This window comes from Mycobacterium sp. Root265, assembly GCF_001428895.1.
In the GTDB taxonomy this organism is placed as follows: Bacteria; Actinomycetota; Actinomycetes; order Mycobacteriales; family Mycobacteriaceae; genus Mycobacterium.
Window position 1 is genome coordinate 67,227 of record NZ_LMJA01000028.1, and the last position, 17,782, is coordinate 85,008.

17 protein-coding genes are annotated in these 17,782 nt (G+C 68.5%); 5 read left to right on the forward strand and 12 right to left on the reverse strand.

Annotated features, from left to right (window positions below; genetic code table 11):
• Window positions 1-8 precede the first annotated feature (8 nt).
• A complete protein-coding gene (locus tag ASE48_RS18885; protein ID WP_057168685.1) occupies window positions 9-563 on the forward strand; it encodes a dihydrofolate reductase family protein in 555 nt (184 codons plus the stop codon).
• A 9-nt stretch (window positions 564-572) separates the two neighbouring features.
• Here the strand turns inward: ASE48_RS18885 and ASE48_RS18890 are convergent, their stop codons facing one another.
• The 4 genes from ASE48_RS18890 to ASE48_RS18905 all read right to left on the reverse strand — a co-directional run bounded on the left by ASE48_RS18890 (window position 573) and on the right by ASE48_RS18905 (window position 4,511).
• Entirely contained in the window at window positions 573-1,385 is an 813-nt protein-coding gene (locus tag ASE48_RS18890; protein ID WP_057168686.1) for an ABC transporter ATP-binding protein, read from the reverse strand.
• An 11-nt stretch (window positions 1,386-1,396) separates the two neighbouring features.
• The gene (locus ASE48_RS18895) at window positions 1,397-2,440 is read right to left on the reverse strand and encodes an ABC transporter substrate-binding protein (protein WP_057168687.1); all 1,044 of its coding nucleotides are present in this window, start codon (window positions 2,438-2,440) and stop codon (window positions 1,397-1,399) included.
• Window positions 2,441-2,469: 29 nt separating this feature from the next.
• Window positions 2,470-3,345 carry an ABC transporter permease gene (locus ASE48_RS18900; protein WP_057168688.1) on the reverse strand — a complete coding sequence of 292 codons (876 nt, stop codon included), beginning with the start codon at window positions 3,343-3,345 and terminating at the stop codon, window positions 2,470-2,472.
• A gap of 134 nt (window positions 3,346-3,479) precedes the next feature.
• The gene (locus tag ASE48_RS18905; RefSeq protein ID WP_057168689.1) at window positions 3,480-4,511 is read right to left on the reverse strand and encodes a LacI family DNA-binding transcriptional regulator; all 1,032 of its coding nucleotides are present in this window, start codon (window positions 4,509-4,511) and stop codon (window positions 3,480-3,482) included.
• A gap of 185 nt (window positions 4,512-4,696) precedes the next feature.
• Here ASE48_RS18905 and ASE48_RS18910 point away from each other — a divergent pair, with 185 nt between their 5' ends.
• Genes ASE48_RS18910 through ASE48_RS18925 form a run of 4 tightly spaced genes read left to right on the forward strand, consistent with a single transcriptional unit; the run spans window position 4,697 to window position 8,983 of the window.
• Complete coding sequence (locus ASE48_RS18910) at window positions 4,697-5,863, forward strand: Gfo/Idh/MocA family protein (RefSeq protein ID WP_057168690.1); 1,167 nt, start codon at window positions 4,697-4,699, stop codon at window positions 5,861-5,863.
• A complete protein-coding gene (locus ASE48_RS18915; protein ID WP_200962209.1) occupies window positions 5,860-7,056 on the forward strand; it encodes a dihydrodipicolinate synthase family protein in 1,197 nt (398 codons plus the stop codon). Before ASE48_RS18910 ends, ASE48_RS18915 begins: the two co-directional genes overlap by 4 nt.
• Window positions 7,053-7,883, forward strand: a complete 831-nt coding sequence (locus ASE48_RS18920; protein ID WP_057168691.1) for a sugar phosphate isomerase/epimerase family protein — start codon at window positions 7,053-7,055, stop codon at window positions 7,881-7,883. The genes ASE48_RS18915 and ASE48_RS18920 overlap by 4 nt, the downstream gene beginning before the upstream one ends.
• Window positions 7,880-8,983 (forward strand): glycerate kinase, encoded by a 1,104-nt coding sequence (locus ASE48_RS18925; RefSeq protein ID WP_057168692.1) that lies wholly within the window; start codon window positions 7,880-7,882, stop codon window positions 8,981-8,983. Before ASE48_RS18920 ends, ASE48_RS18925 begins: the two co-directional genes overlap by 4 nt.
• On the opposite strand, the gene deoC is transcribed toward ASE48_RS18925, so the two are convergent.
• From deoC to ASE48_RS18965, 8 genes are all read right to left on the reverse strand, one after another.
• The gene (gene deoC / locus ASE48_RS18930; RefSeq protein ID WP_057168693.1) at window positions 8,977-9,666 is read right to left on the reverse strand and encodes a deoxyribose-phosphate aldolase; all 690 of its coding nucleotides are present in this window, start codon (window positions 9,664-9,666) and stop codon (window positions 8,977-8,979) included. The two genes, ASE48_RS18925 and deoC, sit on opposite strands and share 7 nt — an antisense overlap.
• Window positions 9,667-9,705: 39 nt before the next feature.
• Complete coding sequence (locus ASE48_RS18935) at window positions 9,706-10,710, reverse strand: ABC transporter permease (RefSeq protein ID WP_057168694.1); 1,005 nt, start codon at window positions 10,708-10,710, stop codon at window positions 9,706-9,708.
• Window positions 10,703-12,175: a sugar ABC transporter ATP-binding protein gene (locus ASE48_RS18940; RefSeq protein WP_235571329.1), complete on the reverse strand. Its 1,473-nt coding sequence runs from the start codon at window positions 12,173-12,175 to the stop codon at window positions 10,703-10,705. Before ASE48_RS18940 ends, ASE48_RS18935 begins: the two co-directional genes overlap by 8 nt.
• 10 nt (window positions 12,176-12,185) lie before the next feature.
• A complete protein-coding gene (locus ASE48_RS18945; protein WP_057168696.1) occupies window positions 12,186-13,157 on the reverse strand; it encodes a sugar-binding transcriptional regulator in 972 nt (323 codons plus the stop codon).
• Window positions 13,157-14,710, reverse strand: coding sequence for an FGGY-family carbohydrate kinase (locus ASE48_RS18950; RefSeq protein WP_057168697.1), 1,554 nt, complete (start codon window positions 14,708-14,710; stop codon window positions 13,157-13,159). The genes ASE48_RS18945 and ASE48_RS18950 overlap by 1 nt, the downstream gene beginning before the upstream one ends.
• Window positions 14,711-14,712: 2 nt before the next feature.
• Complete coding sequence (locus ASE48_RS18955; RefSeq protein ID WP_057168698.1) at window positions 14,713-15,801, reverse strand: galactitol-1-phosphate 5-dehydrogenase; 1,089 nt, start codon at window positions 15,799-15,801, stop codon at window positions 14,713-14,715.
• Window positions 15,802-15,852: 51 nt separating this feature from the next.
• On the reverse strand, window positions 15,853-16,854 hold the full coding sequence (locus ASE48_RS18960) for a substrate-binding domain-containing protein (protein WP_057168699.1): 1,002 nt from the start codon (window positions 16,852-16,854) through the stop codon (window positions 15,853-15,855).
• Window positions 16,855-16,991: 137 nt separating this feature from the next.
• Window positions 16,992-17,759: an enoyl-CoA hydratase gene (locus ASE48_RS18965; RefSeq protein WP_057168700.1), complete on the reverse strand. Its 768-nt coding sequence runs from the start codon at window positions 17,757-17,759 to the stop codon at window positions 16,992-16,994.
• Window positions 17,760-17,782 lie beyond the last annotated feature (23 nt).

Genomic DNA, 17,782 nt, shown 5'->3' on the forward strand with positions numbered 1-17,782 from the left:
GTACTGACATGCGCTCCTTGATCATCACGCAGAACATGACCATCGACGGCTCGGTCGAGATGCTGGCGGACTGGTTCGATCCGCAGTCGCAGGACGATGAGCTGCTCGCCGAGATGAGACGCCAGGATTCGACCGCGGATGCGCTGCTGCTGGGCCGCAAGACCTTCGAGGACTTCCGAAGCTACTGGCCGGCGCAGACCGACGACACCACCGGTGTGACCGACTACCTGAACACCGTCGACAAGTATGTGGTGTCGGCCACGCTGTCCGAGCCGGGCTGGCAGAACTCCACGATCCTGACCGGCGACCCGGTGGACCACGTACGCAAGCTGGTGGCAGGCCGGGGTGGTGACATCGTGGTCACCGGGAGCATCACCCTGTGCCAGGCCCTGATCGCCGCCGATGTCGTCGACGAGTACCGGCTGTTCCTGTACCCGTGCGTCCAGGGTGCCGGCCGACGGCTGTTCCCGGACGGCACAATGCTGTCGGGGTTCTCGCCGTCGGCCGCACCGCGCAGCTTTCCCGGCGGCGTGACCCTGGTGCGCTGGTCCCGCATCCGCTGATAGAGCGGGTCAGTCCGCGGTGCTGGAGCTGCCCAGCAGGTCGCGGACCCGGTTGGCCACCTTGATGAACTCCGGGCGTTCCATCGTCTCGGCGTACTCGCGCTCGGCGGGCAGGTCGACATCGAGGGTCTCGACGATGCGGCCCGGGCGGGGGCTCATGACGACGACCCGGTTGGCCAGGTACACCGCCTCGGCCACCGAGTGGGTCACCAGCACGACGGTGGTTCCGGTCTCACGCCAGATGCGGTGCAACTCGACGTTCATCTTCTCCCGGGTGAGCGCGTCGAGCGCACCGAACGGTTCGTCCATCAGCAACACACCGGGCTCGTGCAACAGCGCGCGGCACAGCGAAACACGTTGCTGCATACCACCGGACAGCTCGTGCGGCAGGGCGTTCTCGAATCCGGTGAGCCCGGTCATCTCGATCAGGTAGTCGCAGCGGGCCTGGGCGGCCTTGCGGGGCATGCCGCGCATCTCGGCCTGCAGCAGGATGTTGCGGCGCACCGAGCGCCACTCCAGCAGGGCGGCCCGCTGGAAGACGTAGCCGATCTCGCGCTGCGGGCCGCGCACCGCCTTGCCGCGGAGCCGGACATCGCCGGAGGTGGCGTCGGTCAGACCGGCCACCACCTTGAGCAGTGTCGATTTGCCGCAGCCGGAGGGCCCTGCGATGGAGACGAATTCACCGTCGGTGACCCGCAGGCTGACGTTGTCGACGGCGGTCACGGTGGACCGTTTCGACGAGAAGGTCACGGTGAGGTTGTCGATGGTGATGGCGTCGGAGGTCACGGTGGTCCTCGGTGCGGTGATGGTTGCGGAGGTCATGGTGGGTTTCCCTATTCTCCGGCCGCGGGAACGAACGAGGAGGCCCAGTAGTCGGCCGGGGCCTTGTTGGACGTGAGCAGGCCCGCCTCGTTCAGCGTGGCGATGGTCGAGGTCCAGTCCTCATCGGCGTTGGTGCCGGGGGCCTTACCGGTGGTGGCCGGCGTGGTCAGCAGCGGAATGGTCTCCTGCCACTGCTGCAGCAGGACGTGCTCGGGCGGGGTCTGCGGATCCACGCCGACCATGGCCTTCGCCGCGGCCTCGGGGTCTTCCTTGGCCGCCGCATAGGAAGCGCTGACGGCGTCGAGCATCGACTGGACCAGTTCGGGCTTGTCGCTGATCGTCGAATTGTGGGTGATCAGACCGTTGCTGAAGAAGTTCAGGCCGGCATCGGAGTAGCGGAAGTAGCGCATCTCCCGTCCGCTCTTGTTGGCGATCGTCGGGCCCTGGTCGTGGGCGAAGCCGATCAGCCCGTCCACCCGGCCGGCCATCAGCGCGGCCATCTTGCCCGCGGAGTCCAGGTTCTGCTCCTTGACATCGCCGGGCGCCAGGCCGACGTCGGCGAGGAACATCGGGAAGGTGGTGGTGGGGGCGTCGCCGGCCGAGACGGCGATGGTGCGCCCGGCCAGGTCGGCCGGTTCCTCGATGCCGGAGTCGGCGAAGACCTGCACCGCCGAGGGGGTGGTCTGCAGGAACACCCCGACACTCTTGATGTCGACGCCCTGGTCGATATTGCTCAGCACCGCGGCGGTGTCGGACCAGCCGAAGTCGACCTGCTTGCCGCCGACCGCCTGGGCGGTGCGGGTGGAGCCCTGCCCGGGATCGATGGTCAGGTCGATACCGTGCTCGGCAAAGATGCCCTCCTGCACGCCGTAGTAAAGCGGGGCGTGCTCACCGTAGGGATACCAGTTGAGCATCAGCGTGACCGGTGTCGTGCCTTCGGCGCCCTCGGCGGCCGAGTTGTTCTCGCCTGCACCTCCGCCGCCACAGGCGGCCAGGGTGAGAATGGCGGTGGTCGCGGCGACCGCGGTGGTGACGCGACGGCTGAATGAAAACATGTGTGTCTCCTGATCGGGTTTCGGAAGGGTCAGACCGCGGTGGAGGCGGAGTTGGAGGTCCGGCGTGAGGCGTGCCAGGGGATGAGGAGCTTCTCGGCGATCTCGATGATCGCGAACAACACGATCCCGAGCAGCGACATGATGATCAGCGCGGCGAAAAGCATTGCGGTGTCCAGGCTTCCGTTGGCCTGCAGAATGACGTAGCCGAGACCTTCGTTGGCGCCCACGAATTCGCCGACCACCGCACCGGTGACGGCCAGGGTGGCGGCCACCTTGAGCCCGGACATCAGCTGCGGCAGCGAGGCGGGGAAGCGGACCTTCATGAAGGTCCGGAACTTGCTGGCACCCATGGTCGAGGTGAGTTCCAGGATCTCCGGGTCCACCGAACGCAGGCCGGCCAGCCCGGAGATGACGATGGGGAAGAAGGCCATCAGCACGGCGACCAGGATCTTGGGGGAGGGGCCGAAACCGAGCCACACGATGAACAGTGGTGCGATGGCGATCTTCGGAATCACCTGGGCGAACAGGATGAGCGGGTAGACGGTCTTCTCGAAGCTCGACGAGTAGATCATCATCACCGCGAAGAAGATGCCGACCACGGTGGCGATGACGAAGCCGATCACCGTCTCCCAGGTGGTCACCCAGGTGTTCTGGGCGAGGTAGGCGGCGTTCTGCTGTGCCGCCGCCCAGGTGTCTCCGGGGGACGGCAGGATGTAGGGCGCGACGAGTTCGGCCTCGGTGGCGGCCCACCAGCCGGCCAGGAGCGCGACGACCAGCACGACGGGTCGCCACAGGTTGGCCGCGGTGCGGCGCGGGGAGAAGGACCAACGTGCTCGTGGGGGTGCCGGCCGGGAGGCCGGGCCGGAGTCCGGTGACTGGACGCGGGCCGATGCGGTGACCGCCATGGATTGTCCTCAAGGTCGCAGTGGAACGGGTCTGATGTCCACCCGTTGGGAATGCGCTTTCCGAAGCGAATCCGACACTAACGTGACCTGGCGCACACTGTCAACCAAGAGGTGACCCGTGCCTGAAGATCCACTCAGCCAAGGCGCGTGCTGTCCCGCAGCACGATCCGCCCCGGGATCCGTTCCCGCAGGTCATCGGCATCGGTGTCGATACGCAACGCCAATTCGACTGCGCGCGCGCCGATCTCCTCCAGCGGCAGCGCGACCGTGGTCAGGCTGGGGGTGTGGTCGCGCAGTGTCGGGATGTCGTCGAAACCGGCGATGCACACGTCGCGCGGCACGCTGAGGCCCTGCTCGCGCCAGGCGGCGATGGCCCCGATGGCCATCACGTCGGTGACCGCGAACACGCAGACCGGTTCGCGGGTGCCGCCGGGGCTGAGGTCGAGCGCGGCAGCGAGCCGGCGGGCGGCGGAATGGCCCCCGTCGCGGGTGAAGTCTCCGGACACCTCCACCAGCGTGGTCAGCCCGTGTCTGCCCAGCGCCTCGGTGAAACCGTTGCGGCGGTCCACCGAGGTCCGGATGTTTCCGGGCCCGCCGATCACGGCGAACTGCCGGTGCCCGGCGGCCACCAGTGCATCGGCCAATTCGCTTGAGGCAAAGTGATTTTCCGGCTCGACGGCGCCGCCGAAGGCCAGTGGCTGCCCGATCACGACCACCCGCCCGCCGTTGGCGCGGTAGTGGCCGAACTCGGCTTCGAGTTCGCGGTCCAGGTCGCCGCTCTGCCGGGAGCCCGCGAGCACGATGGCGTCGGCGCGGTGGGCGATGAAGGTGCTGACGGATTCCCGCTCGATGTCAAAGTCGCGGTCGGTGCCGGCCAGCAGCACCTGCTTGCGGGCGGCGCGGGCGGCGGACTGCACACCGCGCGCGATCGAGGAGAAGTACGGGTCGGCGATATCGTGCACGATCAGCCCGAGTAATCCGGTGGAGGCCCGCGCCAACGCCTGTGCCTGCGCGTTCGGCACATAGCCGAGCTCACGCGCCGCGGTGCGCACCCGATCGGCAACCCCCTCGCCGGGAACCCGATTCGAGCCGTTGAGCACGCGTGATGCGGTGGCCTGGGAGACCCCGGCCCGCGTTGCCACGTCCAGCAGAGTGACCGCCGCCATGCCCGCTCCCGCCCTTGTCGCCGAACCCCGGGGTTGACCGGAGCGCTCGCACAGCTTACCTTGGAAAGCGCATTCCGAAGTGCTGACGGCGCCGCCGACTCCGTGACGAGTTCGGTGGGGGCGCCGGATCCCCTGTTCGCAACGTCCCGATAAGACGCCGTCTTCATCAGACAAGGAATTCGCACATGCCTGCATCTCCCGAAACGCCTCGCCGCACGCTGCGCATCGCCATGAACGGCGTGACCGGCCGGATGGGCTACCGCCAGCACCTGCTGCGCTCCATCCTCCCGTTGCGCGAGACCGGCCTGCTGCTCGAAGACGGCACCCGTGTCGACGTGGAGCCGATCCTCGTCGGGCGCAACGCCGAGAAGATCGCCGACCTCGCCGCCGAGCACGGCATCGACGCCTGGACCACCGACACCGCCTCCGTGATCGCCGACCCGACCGTCGACGTGTACTTCGACGCGCAGGTCACCTCGCGGCGGATGGAGGCGCTCTCCGGCGCCATCAAGGCCGGCAAGCACGTCTACACGGAGAAACCGACGGCCGAAACGCTCACCGAGGCAATCGAACTCGCTCGTATGGCGGAGAACGCCGGGGTGGTGGCCGGGGTGGTACACGACAAGCTGTACCTGCCGGGTCTGGTCAAACTGCGCAGACTCATCGACGAAGGCTTCTTCGGGCGCATCCTGTCGATGCGCGGCGAGTTCGGCTACTGGGTGTTCGAGGGCGACGGCCAGCCCGCCCAGCGGCCCAGCTGGAACTACCGCGCCGAGGACGGCGGCGGTATCACCGTCGACATGTTCTGCCACTGGAACTACGTGATGGAGGGCCTGCTCGGCACCGTGCAGTCGGTGACCGCGCGCACCGCCACCCACATCCCGACCCGCTGGGACGAGCAGGGCAACGCCTACAAGGCGACCGCCGACGACGCCGCCTACGGCATCTTCGAGATCGAAGGCGGCGTCATCGCCCAGATCAACTCATCCTGGGCGGTCCGGGTACACCGCGACGAACTCGTCGAGTTCCAGATCGACGGCACGCACGGCTCGGCGGTCGCCGGGTTGCGCGGCTGCGTGGCACAGCAACGTGCCCACACCCCGAAACCGGTGTGGAATCCCGACCTTCCGGTCACCGAGAAATTCCGCGACCAGTGGCTCGACGTCCCGGCCAACGCCGACCTCGACAACGGCTTCAAATTGCAGTGGGAGGAATACCTGCGCGATGTCGTCGCAGGACGGTCCCACCGTTTCGGCCTGCTGTCCGCCGCCCGCGGTGTGCAATTGGCCGAACTCGGCCTGCGCAGCTCCGTCGAAGGACGCCGCCTGGATGTCCCGGAGATCGTGCTGTGACCGCCACGATCCGAGCCGGCGACACCGCGCTGCGGCTGCCGATCGACGGTGCGCTGCGTACCCACGTCCTGGGTGAGCCCGGTCCGTGGCGGCGGCCCGGCGGTCCGATCACCTCCCGGATCGCTTACGCGGCAGCCCATGTCGTTCCCAAGGCCACCGCCGACAGCAGCCCCGGCGCGCCCGCCGACCTGGACTGGGACATCACCATGGCCTACCGCCACGAGCTGTGGTCCTACGGACTGGGCGTGGCCGACGCGATGGACACCGCGCAACGCGGGATGGGACTGGACTGGGCCGCCACCCGCGAGCTGATCGCGCGCAGCGGCCGGGAAGCCGCCGCGGTGGGCGGACGGCTCTCCTGCGGCGCCGGTACCGACCAGCTGGTCACTGCCGACCTCCCGGCCGGGGCGGCGGGGCTGGCCGCCATCACCGATGCCTACCGGGCGCAGATCGAGGTGGTGCGCGACGCGGGTGCCCAGGTGATCCTGATGGCCTCCCGGGCCCTGGCCACGGTTGCCGAGTCACCAGCGGACTATCTGTCGGTGTACGGCACGCTGCTCGCAGAGGTGGACCGACCGGTGATCCTGCACTGGCTGGGGGACATGTTCGACCCGGCGCTGCGCGGCTACTGGGGCAGTGCCGATATCGACTCGGCGACAGCAACCTTCCGCGAGCTCATCGAAACCCACGCCGACAAGGTCGACGGCGTCAAGGTGTCGCTGCTGGACGCAGGACACGAGGTGGCGTTGCGCCGCGCGCTGCCCGCCGGGGTCCGGCTCTACACCGGAGACGATTTCAACTATCCCGAGCTGATCATCGGTGACCAGGCCGGGCATTCGGATGCCCTGCTGGGCATCTTCGCCGCCATCTACCCCGCGGCCTCGACCGCCCTGCAGGAACTCGATGCCGGTGACAGTGCGCGGGCGCACGAGATCCTGGCGTCCACCCAGGAACTGGGCAGGCACATCTTCGCCGCGCCGACCTATTACTACAAGACCGGGATCGCCTTCCTGTCCTGGCTCAACGGTCACCAGCCCGGGTTCTCGATGGTCAACGGACTGGCGTCCGGCCGGTCGGTGGGGCACCTGTGCCGGCTCTTCGTGCTCGCCGACCGTGCCGGCCTGCTCGCCGATCCCGCGCTGGCCGCCGCGCGGATGCGCACCTATCTCGCACTGAACGGAGTCCACGGATGAGCGCAACCTTCGCGCGGTTGTCACTGAACACCATGACGACGAAGTCCTGGAACCTGCGCCAGGCGGTCGAGGCGACCGCGGCGGCCGGCCTGCCCGCGATCGGGTTGTGGCGCGACAGGGTCGCCGAGGCCGGTGTGGACGAAGCGGCGAAGCTGGTACGTGACAACGGTCTTCGGGTGTCCAGCCTGTGCCGCGGCGGGTTCCTCACCGGAGTCGGGGACGGTGAGGCCGCACTCGCGGACAATCGCCGGGCCATCGATGAAGCCGCCACCCTGGGCGCACCGGAGCTGATCATGGTCGCCGGCGGCATCCCCGATCGCGATCTGCCCGGTGCGCGCGCCCGGTTGGCCGACCGGTTGGCCGCATTGGTTCCGTACGCCGCCGAGCGCGACGTGCGACTGGCGCTGGAGCCCCTGCATCCGGTGTTCTGCGCCGACCGTGCGGTGATCTCGACGCTGGGTCAGGCGCTGGCACTGGCCGCACCGCACCCGGCCACCGCGGTAGGGGTGGTTGTGGACACCTTCCACGTCTGGTGGGATCCGGATCTGGCGACGGGGATCGCGGCCGCCGGCGCGCAGGGCCGCATCAGTTCCTTCCAGATCTGCGACTGGCTGGTCCCGATGGCCGCCGACCCGCTGGTATCCCGCGGGATGATGGGCGACGGCGTCATCGACTTCGGCGCTGTCGCCGCACTGGTGACCGCCGCCGGGTACGACGGCGATATCGAGGTGGAGATCTTCAACGAGGAGGTCTGGGCGACCGACGGTCACACCGTGCTGGACACCATGAAGAACAGGTACCGCGACCTGGTGCTGCCCGGGCTGTGAAGGTCCTGATCGCCCCGGACTCGTTCAAGGGGACCGCCTCGGCCACCGAGGTGGCCGAGGCGCTCGCCCAGGGTTGGTCGGGGGTGTACCCCCATGATCACGTCATCGCACTGCCACAGGCCGATGGCGGCGAGGGCACGCTGGAAGCGGTTGCGGCGTCGGGGGTTTGGCGGTGGCACCAGAGCGAGGTCGACGGCCCGGACGGCCGGCCGGTGTCCGCACGCTGGCTTCTCGACCACGACGGGCAACGCGCCGTCATCGAGCTTGCCGAACCCTCCGGGATCGCGTTGCTGGACCGGCTGGAACCCTGGCGGGCCGACACCCACGGACTGGGCCGGCTCATCGGCACCGCGCTGGCCGCCGGTGTCCGGTCGGTGCAGATCGGGCTGGGCGGCTCGGCCAGTACCGACGGCGGTGCCGGCGCCCTGATGGCGCTGGGTCTCAAGGCCTTCGATGTGTCGGGCCGACCGATCGACCGTGGGGCGCACGGACTTCGCACCGTCGCATACGTCGACACCGACGGCCTGGCCCCGCTGCCCCCGGACGGTGTCGAGTTGCTGGTCGACACCGCGGCCCCGCTGCGTGGCCCACAGGGTGCCGCGGCGGTGTTCGGGCCGCAGAAGGGTGCGACACCGGCCGACGTCGAGCAGCTCGATGACGGCCTCATCCGGTGGGCCCGGATCCTGAATGCCGCAGGCCTGGAAGCCGACCCGGGCACCCCCGGCGCCGGCGCGGCCGGTGGTGCGGGCTTCGGCCTGATGGCCTGGGGTGCCGCAGCGACATCCGGTGCACAGCGCATCGCGGAACTCACCGGCCTGGAGGCCCAACTCGCGACGGCCGACCTGGTGCTCACCGGGGAGGGACGTTTCGACGGCACTTCATGGACCGGCAAGCTCGTCGGCCACGTACTTGACGCGGCCGCCCGCCACGAGGTGCCCGCCGTGGTGGTGGCCGGGCAGGTCGCGGCGCGATGCGAAGTGCCGACGGTGTCCCTCACCGATATCGCGGGGTCGCCGGGGGCCGCGATGACCGACCCGCTGCACTGGCTGCGCGCAGCGGGTTCGGTGGCGGCGCGACGATTCGCCGGGACGATTCAGTAGCCCGACCCGGCCTCGCCACCGGCCGACGACAACAGCGCCCGAGACCCGGACACACCGAGCCGGGTGGCACCGGCGGCGATCATCGCGCGTGCCTGCTCGAGCGTGCGCACCCCGCCCGAGGCCTTCACGGCCAGTCCCGCATCGGCGACCGTGCGGTGCATCAGTTCCACGGCGTGCACGGTGGCACCGCCGGAGGGATGGAAGCCGGTCGAGGTCTTGACGAAATCGGCACCCGCGGCGACCGCTGCCCGGCAGACACCCACGATCTCGTCGTCGGTCAGGGCGGCCGATTCGATGATCACCTTGAGCACCACCGGAGCGGGTGCGGCCGCGCGCACCGCGGCGATATCGGATTGCACCAGGTCGAAAGCACCGGCCTTGGCGGCGCCGATGTCGATGACCATGTCGATCTCGTCGGCGCCGTTGGCCAGCGCCTCGGCCGCCTCGGCGGCCTTTACCGCCGAGGTGTGCTTTCCGCTCGGGAAGCCGCACACCACCGCGACTTTCAGGGTGTCGGGCACGGTGATCGGCAGCATGGACGGCGAGACACACACCGAGTAGGTGCCGAGCTCGGCGGCCTCGGCCACCACGGCGGCGACATCGGCGGCGGTGGCCTCGGGCTTGAGCAGGGTGTGGTCGATCATCGCGGCCACGTCGGCGGCGGTGTCGGTGGGCGTGCTCATGAATTCCTCTGTTCTGTCGTACGTGGATGAAAGGGAGTGTCAGGCGGCGCTCTTGGACTGCCTGTCGATCAGGTAGTTCATGATGAGCGCGGCGATCAGGATCAGACCGGTCACCAGCATCTGGAAGAACGAGCTCAGCCCGAGCAGGTTGAACAGGTTGCGCAACACCGACAGCAGTAGGACGGCGATGAACGTGCCGAGCACACCGCCCTTTCCGCCGAACAGACTGGTCCCGCCGAGCACCACCGCGGCGATCGCGTCGAGTTCCAGCCCGGTGTTCGCGGTCGGCTGACCGATGGTAAGCCGTGCGGTCAGCAACACGCCGGTGAGGGCCGCCAGCCCGCCGCAGATGACATAGGCCGCGGTGGTGATGCGCTGCACCGGCAGGCCGGACAGGCGCGCGGCCTGCGCGTTGCTGCCCACCGCGTAGATGTGTTCACCGAAGGTGGTGCGGCGCAGCACGAATCCGACGATGAGTGCCGTCGCGACGAAGATGACGCCGACCACCGGGATGCCGGCGATGGAGCCCGCGCCCAGGAACCGCAGGCCCATCGGGATTTCGGCGGTCGTGGGCGTGCCGTTGGTGGTCAGGTAGGTCATGCCCCGGATGCTCTGCATCCCGGCCAGGGTCACCATGAAAGCCGGCAGCACCAGATACGCGCTGAGACCGCCCATCACGCCGCCGAGCACCAGACCCGATCCGATCGCCAGGGCCATGGCCACCGGCCAGGGCAGTCCGATGCCGATGAAGATCGCCACCAGCATCCCGGACAGTGCCGCGACGCTGCCCACCGACAGGTCGATGCCCGATGTCAGGATCACCACGGTCATACCGATCGCGACGATGCCGGTGAGACTGGACTGCTGCAGCAGGTTGGCCATGTTCTGGGTGGTGAGGAACTGCGGTGCGGACACCGAGGCCACCACGAACAGTGCGATGAAGATGAACAGCAGGTTGAAGCGCATGATGATGCCGCGCCGCTGGCTCTTCGGTGTGGCGGCCGCCGGTTCAGGGGTGGCGGCGCGGTCGATCAGATCAGTCATTGGCGTACTTCGTTCTTCCGGTGACGATGCAGCGGGCGATATCCGCTGAGGGGGTGGTCAGGGGCTCGTACTGGGCAATGTTGAGTCCCTCGTGCAGAACCCAGATCCGATTGCAGTTCTCGGTGAGTTCACTCAGTTCGCTCGATGCCATCAGCACACCGACGCCCGCATCGGCGAGCGCATGGACCTGTTCGAAGAGGTCGGCCTTGGCGCCGATGTCCAGACCGCGGGTGGGCTCGTCCAGCAGCAGCAGGTCGATCCCGCGCGCCATCCACTTGGCGAGCACCACCTTCTGCTGGTTGCCGCCGGAGAGCTGGCCCACGGGCTGGTCGACGCTGGCAAATTTGACCCCCAGCCGGGTCAGCGGAGGGTGGCACACCTCGCGGGCCCGGGCCATCGGGTTGATCCGGAACGGTTTGAGCGCCGCGATCGCGGCATTGCGCAGAATGGACTGCTCCAGGAACAGGCCCTGCCGTTTGCGGTCCTCGGGCACCAGTCCGATACCGAGCCCGACGGCGGTCCGTGGCGTCAGTGACACGATCTGCTGATCGCCCAGCGTCATGTCGAGTTCGGCCTTACGGTCACCGAAGATGGTGGCCAGCAAGGTGGATCGGCCGGCTCCGCCCAGGCCGGCGAGACCCACGATCTCACCGCGACCCACGGTGATGTCGCGGATGTCGATCACGCCGGGGATGCTGGCCCGACGCACGTGCAAGAGCGGGCCGGACCCGGGGCTGTGCCGCCGGGGCGGACGAACCTGCACGGCGCGGCCGATCATCGACTCGACGAGTTCCTCCTTGGTCACCGAGGCGATGTCGAACACACCCACCGTGGCGCCGTCACGCATGACGGTGGCCCGGTCACCGATCTCCTTCACCTCGTCGAGCCGGTGTGAGATGTAGATGACCGACTTTCCGGCCGCGGTGAGTTCGCGGATGACCCGGAACACCGCCGCCAGATCGTGATCGGTGAGGGTGGCGCTGGGCTCGTCCATCACCACGATGCGGGCATCGGTGGTGAGTGCCTTGGCGATCGCGGTGAGCTGCTGATCCGATACCGACAGTTCGCCGACGACGGCGGTCGGGGAGAAGATGCCGCCGACCCGCGCGATCGCCTCGGCGGCACGCTCGTCGCGTTCCCTGCGGTTGACCAACGGGCCCCGACGCGGTTCGTGGCCGAGGAACAGGTTCTGCGCGACCGTCAGGTCGGGCACCAGGTCCAGCTCCTGGTAGATGGTGTTGATCCCGGCGCGCACCCCGTCGATCGGCGAGGTGAACGTCATGGGCTTCCCGCCCAGGGTGATGGTCCCGGAATCGGCTGTGTAGGAACCGGAAAGGATCTTCATCATGGTGCTCTTGCCTGCGCCGTTCTCGCCGAGCAGGCAGTGCACCTCACCCTGGGAGACCTGCAGGCTCGCGCCGTCACAGGCCTTGGTGCCGGGAAAGGCCTTGACGATATCGGTCATCGTCAGCATGTCATGCCTCCAATGCCTCGGCGGTGCTGTGCTCCAGCACTGCGTTCACGGTGGGTTCGTCGGTGATCAGCACGGTGCACAACCCGCTGCGCAGCGCCGCGCGCACCACCGCAACCTTGTTCGGGCCTGCCGCGACGGCGATGGCGCATTTGGCGTTCCTGACGTCATCGAGACCCAATCCCACTGTCCTGCTGTCGATATCCGGATGAGCGATCTCACCGTCGGCGGTGAGGTAGTGGGCCAGGATGTCCCCGCAGGCGCCTCGCGCCTCGAGCTCACGCAGTTCGGCGGGGGTCACCGCGCCGGACTCCACCAGCACCGAGGTCGGCCCCGGGGCGCCGAGTGAGAACAGCAGCGCGTCGGCCTGGCGGGCACCGGTGAGCACGTCACCGACAAAGCCCTCGGCGTAGAGCGCGTCGCGGGTCTCGATGCGTTCCACGATCGCCGGCACCGGGAGCAGGGTGGCGCGCCCGTTTCCGCTGTGCGCGATGCTGGTGGCGATGTTGGCCGCGGTGGTGGGGCGCACCGACCGGCTCACCCCGCCGTTGGCCTGGATGACCTCGATGCCGCTGGTCCATCCGGCCGGCAGTACGGCGGCGATGTGCTGCAACGTGTTTCCCCACGAGACGGCCAGCGTGGAGATGCCTGACGAGTTGGCCTGCAGATAGCCGGCGGCCGCCGCGGCGATGTGGGTGTCGGAGCCCGGCGACTCCGGTCCCGGGACCACGATGCATTCGCGCAGCCCGAACTCGCTGCGCATGGCGACCTCGAGCTGGGTGCGGCGGGCCTGCGGGTGCACGATCCTGATCTGCACGATGCCCACCTCGCGGGCCTCGTCGAGCAGCCTGCCCACCTTCCACCGGGTCAGGTGCAGTTCGCGGCCGATGTCCTCCTGGGTGCGGCCCTGCTCGTAGTAGTGCTGGGCCACGTGCAGCATGAGTTCGACGTGGCTCTTCTCGTGGGGTTGGGACATCAGCTCGGAACCCCCGTCGGAGCCGCGACCGGAACTCCGGCCAACCGGTCGGCACTGTCATGCATGAATGGCTGCAGAATCGCCGTCAGCCGTTGGTAGTCCTCGAAGGTGCCCTGATACAACGCGATCCGGTCCGGATCGGGTTCGATCAGCCGGACCTTCGGGGCGAAGAGCTGTGCGCCGTCGTGCAGCGAACCGGCGACGCCGGCCGCGGTGGCGGCAATGACCGCGCAAGCCCGAAGTGTCAGGTTCTCCCCGACGACGAGCTCGGCGGGCCGGCCGAGGACATCCACGGTGACCTGCTGCCACAGCGGGTTCCGCTCGATACCTCCGGAGAACACCAGTCGTTCACACGACACTCCGGACCGCTCGAAGGAGTCGATGACGCTGCGGGTACCGCAGGCCACCGCCTCGACCATGGCGCGATACAACTCGGCCCTGGTGGTGCCCAGCGACAACCCCACCACGGCGCCGCGCAGCCGTGCCTCCCGGTACGGAGTGCGGTTACCCATGAAGTAGTCCAGCGCGCGTAGGCCGTGCGCGGCCGGATCGACCAGGGCGGCCTCATCGATGAGCGTCGACAGCTCGCCGCGGGGGACACCCATCACCGACTCGCCGGTCCACTTCAGCACCGAACCGCTGGTGACCTGCCCGCCCTCCACCAGCCACTTGTTCTGGCGCAACGCCCTCGGGTACGGGCCCCAGATCTCGTTCGTGCTGGTCGGCACGTCGATCTCGGCGGTGATCGCCGAGGAGGTGCCCGCGACTACGGAGACGAGCCCGTTCAGTTCACCTCCGCACGCCAGCAGGGAGACGTGCGCGTCGATACCGCCGACGGCGATGACCGGACGGGCGGTGATGCCGAGTTCGGTTGCGGCGGAGGCGGACAGCGTGCCCGCGACACCCCCGACCTCGACGATGCGGTCGGGCAGCTTGTCGGCCAGATCCTGCACTCCCAGCGCGGCATACAACTCGACGGGCAGCCGCCCGGCGATCGGGTCGTAGTTGTACTTGCAGACGGCGTTCATCTGGGAGCCGACCCACTGGCCGGTGAGCCGGAACGTCACATAGTCGACGGCCTCGACGATCCGTGCCGCGCGGTCGTAGTTGTCCGGGTCGTGCGCCCGCAGCCACATCGCCTTGGGCACCAGCCACTCCGCGGCATCCGAGCCGCCCGACCATTCCAGGATCGGGTGGTCCGGTGCGAGCTGCGCGGTGCGCTCGGACTCCGCGCCGCTGCGGCAGTCCATCCACAGGATCGCCGGGCGCAGCGGTTCACCGGCGGCGTCGAGCACCGCCACGGTGGACGCGGTCGTCGCGGCGGCGATGGCGACGACCTCGCCGGCACGCCTGCACTCGTCGGAGCTCAGCAATTGGCGGGTGGCCGCGGTGATGGCCGCCCACCAGTCCCGCGGATCCTGTTCGGCCCAGCCCGGTCTGGGGAACCGTGTCTGGTACGGGCGGTGGGCGGTGCCCAGCGCGCGGCCGTCCTCGGTGAAGGCCCCGACCCGGGCACCCTCGGTGCCGAGATCGATCGACAGCAGAATTCCCATGCTCAGTCCTCGTTGGGTAGGAAGAGCACCTTCGAGGAGAAGATCGAACGCTCACCCAGTTGTTGCATGGTCCGCGGAAGTTCCGACAGCGGTAGCTCGTGGGTGATCATGAACTCCCACTCGAGTTGCCCGGTGGCCATCATCTTGGCCGATGTCCGCCACTCGTCGCCGGGAAACGGCGCAGAGAACGAGTTCCACGATCCGTGCAGTGTGGCCTCCTGCCGCATGAATTGGTTGAACGTCTCCTTGCCGAGCGGTACGGGTGCGTGCGGGATACCGATGAACACGGCATGGCCGTGCGGCCCGGTCAGGTTGGCGGCCATATCGGCGGTCGCCGGCACACCGGCGGATTCCAGCACGATGTCGAATCCGCGCCCGCCCAGTGCGCGGGCTTCCTCGGCGCCCTGGACCGCGGCCCCGGCACCGGCCTGGCGCGCCATGGCCGCCTTCTCTTCGCTGAGGTCGACCGCGACGACCTCGGTGGCGCCGTGCAACCGGGCCCACTGCACGGCGAAAAGCCCGATCGGGCCGGCACCGATGACGAGTACCCGGTGCCCGGCCCGCAGGCCGGTTTTCCACAATCCGTGCAGAGCGATCGCGGCCGGGTCGAGCATGGCCGCCGCCCGCGGGTCGATACCGGCGGGCATCTTGAGCAGGTTGCCCACCGGCGACACCGTGTACTGCGCGTAGGCACCGTCGCAGCGGCTACCGAAGTAGTCGTAGTTCTCGCACAACCCGAACGCACCCTTGAGGCAGTAATCGCATGTGCGGCAGGGGATCAGCGGCGGCACCGAGACCAGTTCGCCGATCTCGAAACCTGTGACACCGTCCCCGAGTTCGACCACCCAGCCGGAGAACTCGTGGCCGCAGATGATCGGCATGATGTAGCCACCGTTGCGCAGCATGCGCGGGATGTCGGACCCGCAGACCCCGCAGGCGGCGATCTTGAGCAGAACCTGGCCGGGCCCCGGGCGGGGCACCGCGACCTGTTCGACCCGGATGTCACCGGGTGCGTGCATCACGGCGGCGGTCATCGTCTGGGGAAGGGTCTCCCGGGTGGACAGATCCCGGGTGGGCGCTTCGGTTGTCATGAGGTGATGGCTCCTGAGGTGCTTCGTGGAAAGGGGGTGGCGGTGCGTGGATCAGGCCGGAGGGGCCTGCGGCGCCTCGGCGAAGGTGGTGTCGCCCACCAGCGCCGGCGCATTGGACTTGTTGATCAAACCCGTTCCGGCGTCGATGAATTCGGCCACCGATTCACCCTTGGCGACCTTGACGGCCGTCTCGACCGCGAGCCGGCCTTCAGCATTGGGGTCATTGAGGGCGGTCGCGGTGTACTGGTCGCCGTCGGCGATGGCGCGTACCGCCTCCATCAGTCCGTCGACGCCGAACACCTTGACGTCGCTGCGATTGTTCTCGGCGAGCACCTGCAGCGCACCGAGCGCCATATCGTCGTTCTGCGCGTAGACGGCTCGCAGATCCGGGTGCGCCTGCAGCAGATCCTGCATGGCGGTGACGGCGTTGGACCGGATGTAGTCGCTGTACGGGCCGTCGATCACGGTGATGGTGGGCTGGGCTGCGACCGCGGCGGCGAATCCGTCGTGACGGTCGCGGGCCACCGCACCGCCGGCGTCGCCCTGGATCTCGATGATCTTGCCGCCCTCGGGGCCCAGCGCTGCGACAGCGGCCTCGCCGACGATCTGGCCCATGGCCTTGTTGTCGCGTCCGACGAACGACGCCGCGCCCGACTCGATGGGGCGGTCGACGGTGACGACCTCGATGCCCGCGGCGTCCGCGGCGGCCAGCGAGGGCGCGATGCCCTTGGGGTCGACGGGATTGATCACCAGCACGTTGATCCCGCGGGTGATCAAATCCTGCACATCGTTGTTCTGCTTGGTGACATCGCCGTTGGCATCGGCGAAGAAGAGCTCATTGCCGTCGCGTTCGGCGGTCTGCTTGGCCGCATCGGTGAGCGCCACATAGAACGGGCTCTGCTGGGTGGCTTGGCTGAAGCCGATCTTCAGTGCTCCCTCGGCGGGGGCGCTGCCGCCACCGGCGGTGTTCTCGCCGGGCATCGTGCACGCGGACGAACCGATCGCCACCGCGGCAGAGATTGCGCACCCCGCCATGACCTTTGCGAATCGCATTGTTGCTCCTTACTGGCGCCTCGACGTCGAAGCGCGTGACCTCCATCACCGTAGGAAGCATCGCCGTAACACGTCAACATATGCGCATAACTTTGCTCATATGAGCAAAGCGAAGGAGTGGCGGGGCGCGGGGACCCCTACGCCTGCACTTGCGACCTACCCCGCTCGATCACCGATGCCCGGCTCGCGGCGATATCGTCGCCGGTCGCGACGGACATCCAGGCCCGCGCCGATTCGGCCTCGATCCACAGTCCGGCCTGGGTCTGCTCGGCGTCGATGCGGTGGTAGGAATCCAGCAGCGCTGCGACGGCGCGCTGGTTGTTGCCCACGATGGATGCGGCGATCCGCCGCGCCGCCGGCAGCAGATCGTCGTGCGCGACGACCTCGGTGACCAGTCCGGTGCGCAGCGCATCGGCCGCCGAGAGGTAGTCACCGGTCAGGCTCATCCGGCGGGCCATGCCGACGCCGACCTTCTGCGGCAGCCGCACCGACAGCCCCCAGGTCGGCAGCAGCCCGACCCGGGCGTGGGTGTCGGCGAAGCGGGCCTGCTCGGAGGCGATCAGCACATCGCAGTACAGCGCGATCTCCAGACCGCCGGTGACCGCGGCGCCGTTGATCGCCCCGATCACCGGTTTACGCATGGCCGGCCACTTGGGGGAGATGTCGGGCAATTCGGTGGTGTCGCCCAGTTCTTTGAGATCGAGGCCTGCGCAGAACACCGGATCGGCGCCGGTCAGGATCACCACGTCGACCGCGTCATCGGTCTCGGCGGCGCGCAGCGCGGCGAACAGTTGGGTGCGCAGCGCCAGGGATAGCGCGTTACGCGCCTGCGGCCGGTTCAGCGTCAGGGTGCGCACCCGGTCGGCGGTCTCGATCAGCAGGACGTTTTCGGCAGCGTTGCTCATCGGCACACCGTATCGACACCCGT

Coding starts and splice junctions, on each gene's coding strand:
- ASE48_RS18910 (WP_057168690.1), top strand. CDS start 4,697: ATGCCTGCATCTCCCGAAACGCCTCGCCGCACGCTGCGCATCGCCATG.
- ASE48_RS18955 (WP_057168698.1), bottom strand. CDS start 15,801: ATGACAACCGAAGCGCCCACCCGGGATCTGTCCACCCGGGAGACCCTT.
- ASE48_RS18935 (WP_057168694.1), bottom strand. CDS start 10,710: ATGACTGATCTGATCGACCGCGCCGCCACCCCTGAACCGGCGGCCGCC.
- ASE48_RS18950 (WP_057168697.1), bottom strand. CDS start 14,710: ATGGGAATTCTGCTGTCGATCGATCTCGGCACCGAGGGTGCCCGGGTC.
- ASE48_RS18895 (WP_057168687.1), bottom strand. CDS start 2,440: ATGTTTTCATTCAGCCGTCGCGTCACCACCGCGGTCGCCGCGACCACC.
- ASE48_RS18945 (WP_057168696.1), bottom strand. CDS start 13,157: ATGTCCCAACCCCACGAGAAGAGCCACGTCGAACTCATGCTGCACGTG.
- deoC (WP_057168693.1), bottom strand. CDS start 9,666: ATGAGCACGCCCACCGACACCGCCGCCGACGTGGCCGCGATGATCGAC.
- ASE48_RS18900 (WP_057168688.1), bottom strand. CDS start 3,345: ATGGCGGTCACCGCATCGGCCCGCGTCCAGTCACCGGACTCCGGCCCG.
- ASE48_RS18885 (WP_057168685.1), top strand. CDS start 9: ATGCGCTCCTTGATCATCACGCAGAACATGACCATCGACGGCTCGGTC.
- ASE48_RS18960 (WP_057168699.1), bottom strand. CDS start 16,854: ATGCGATTCGCAAAGGTCATGGCGGGGTGCGCAATCTCTGCCGCGGTG.
- ASE48_RS18920 (WP_057168691.1), top strand. CDS start 7,053: ATGAGCGCAACCTTCGCGCGGTTGTCACTGAACACCATGACGACGAAG.
- ASE48_RS18890 (WP_057168686.1), bottom strand. CDS start 1,385: ATGACCTCCGCAACCATCACCGCACCGAGGACCACCGTGACCTCCGAC.
- ASE48_RS18965 (WP_057168700.1), bottom strand. CDS start 17,759: ATGAGCAACGCTGCCGAAAACGTCCTGCTGATCGAGACCGCCGACCGG.
- ASE48_RS18905 (WP_057168689.1), bottom strand. CDS start 4,511: ATGGCGGCGGTCACTCTGCTGGACGTGGCAACGCGGGCCGGGGTCTCC.
- ASE48_RS18940 (WP_235571329.1), bottom strand. CDS start 12,175: ATGACCGATATCGTCAAGGCCTTTCCCGGCACCAAGGCCTGTGACGGC.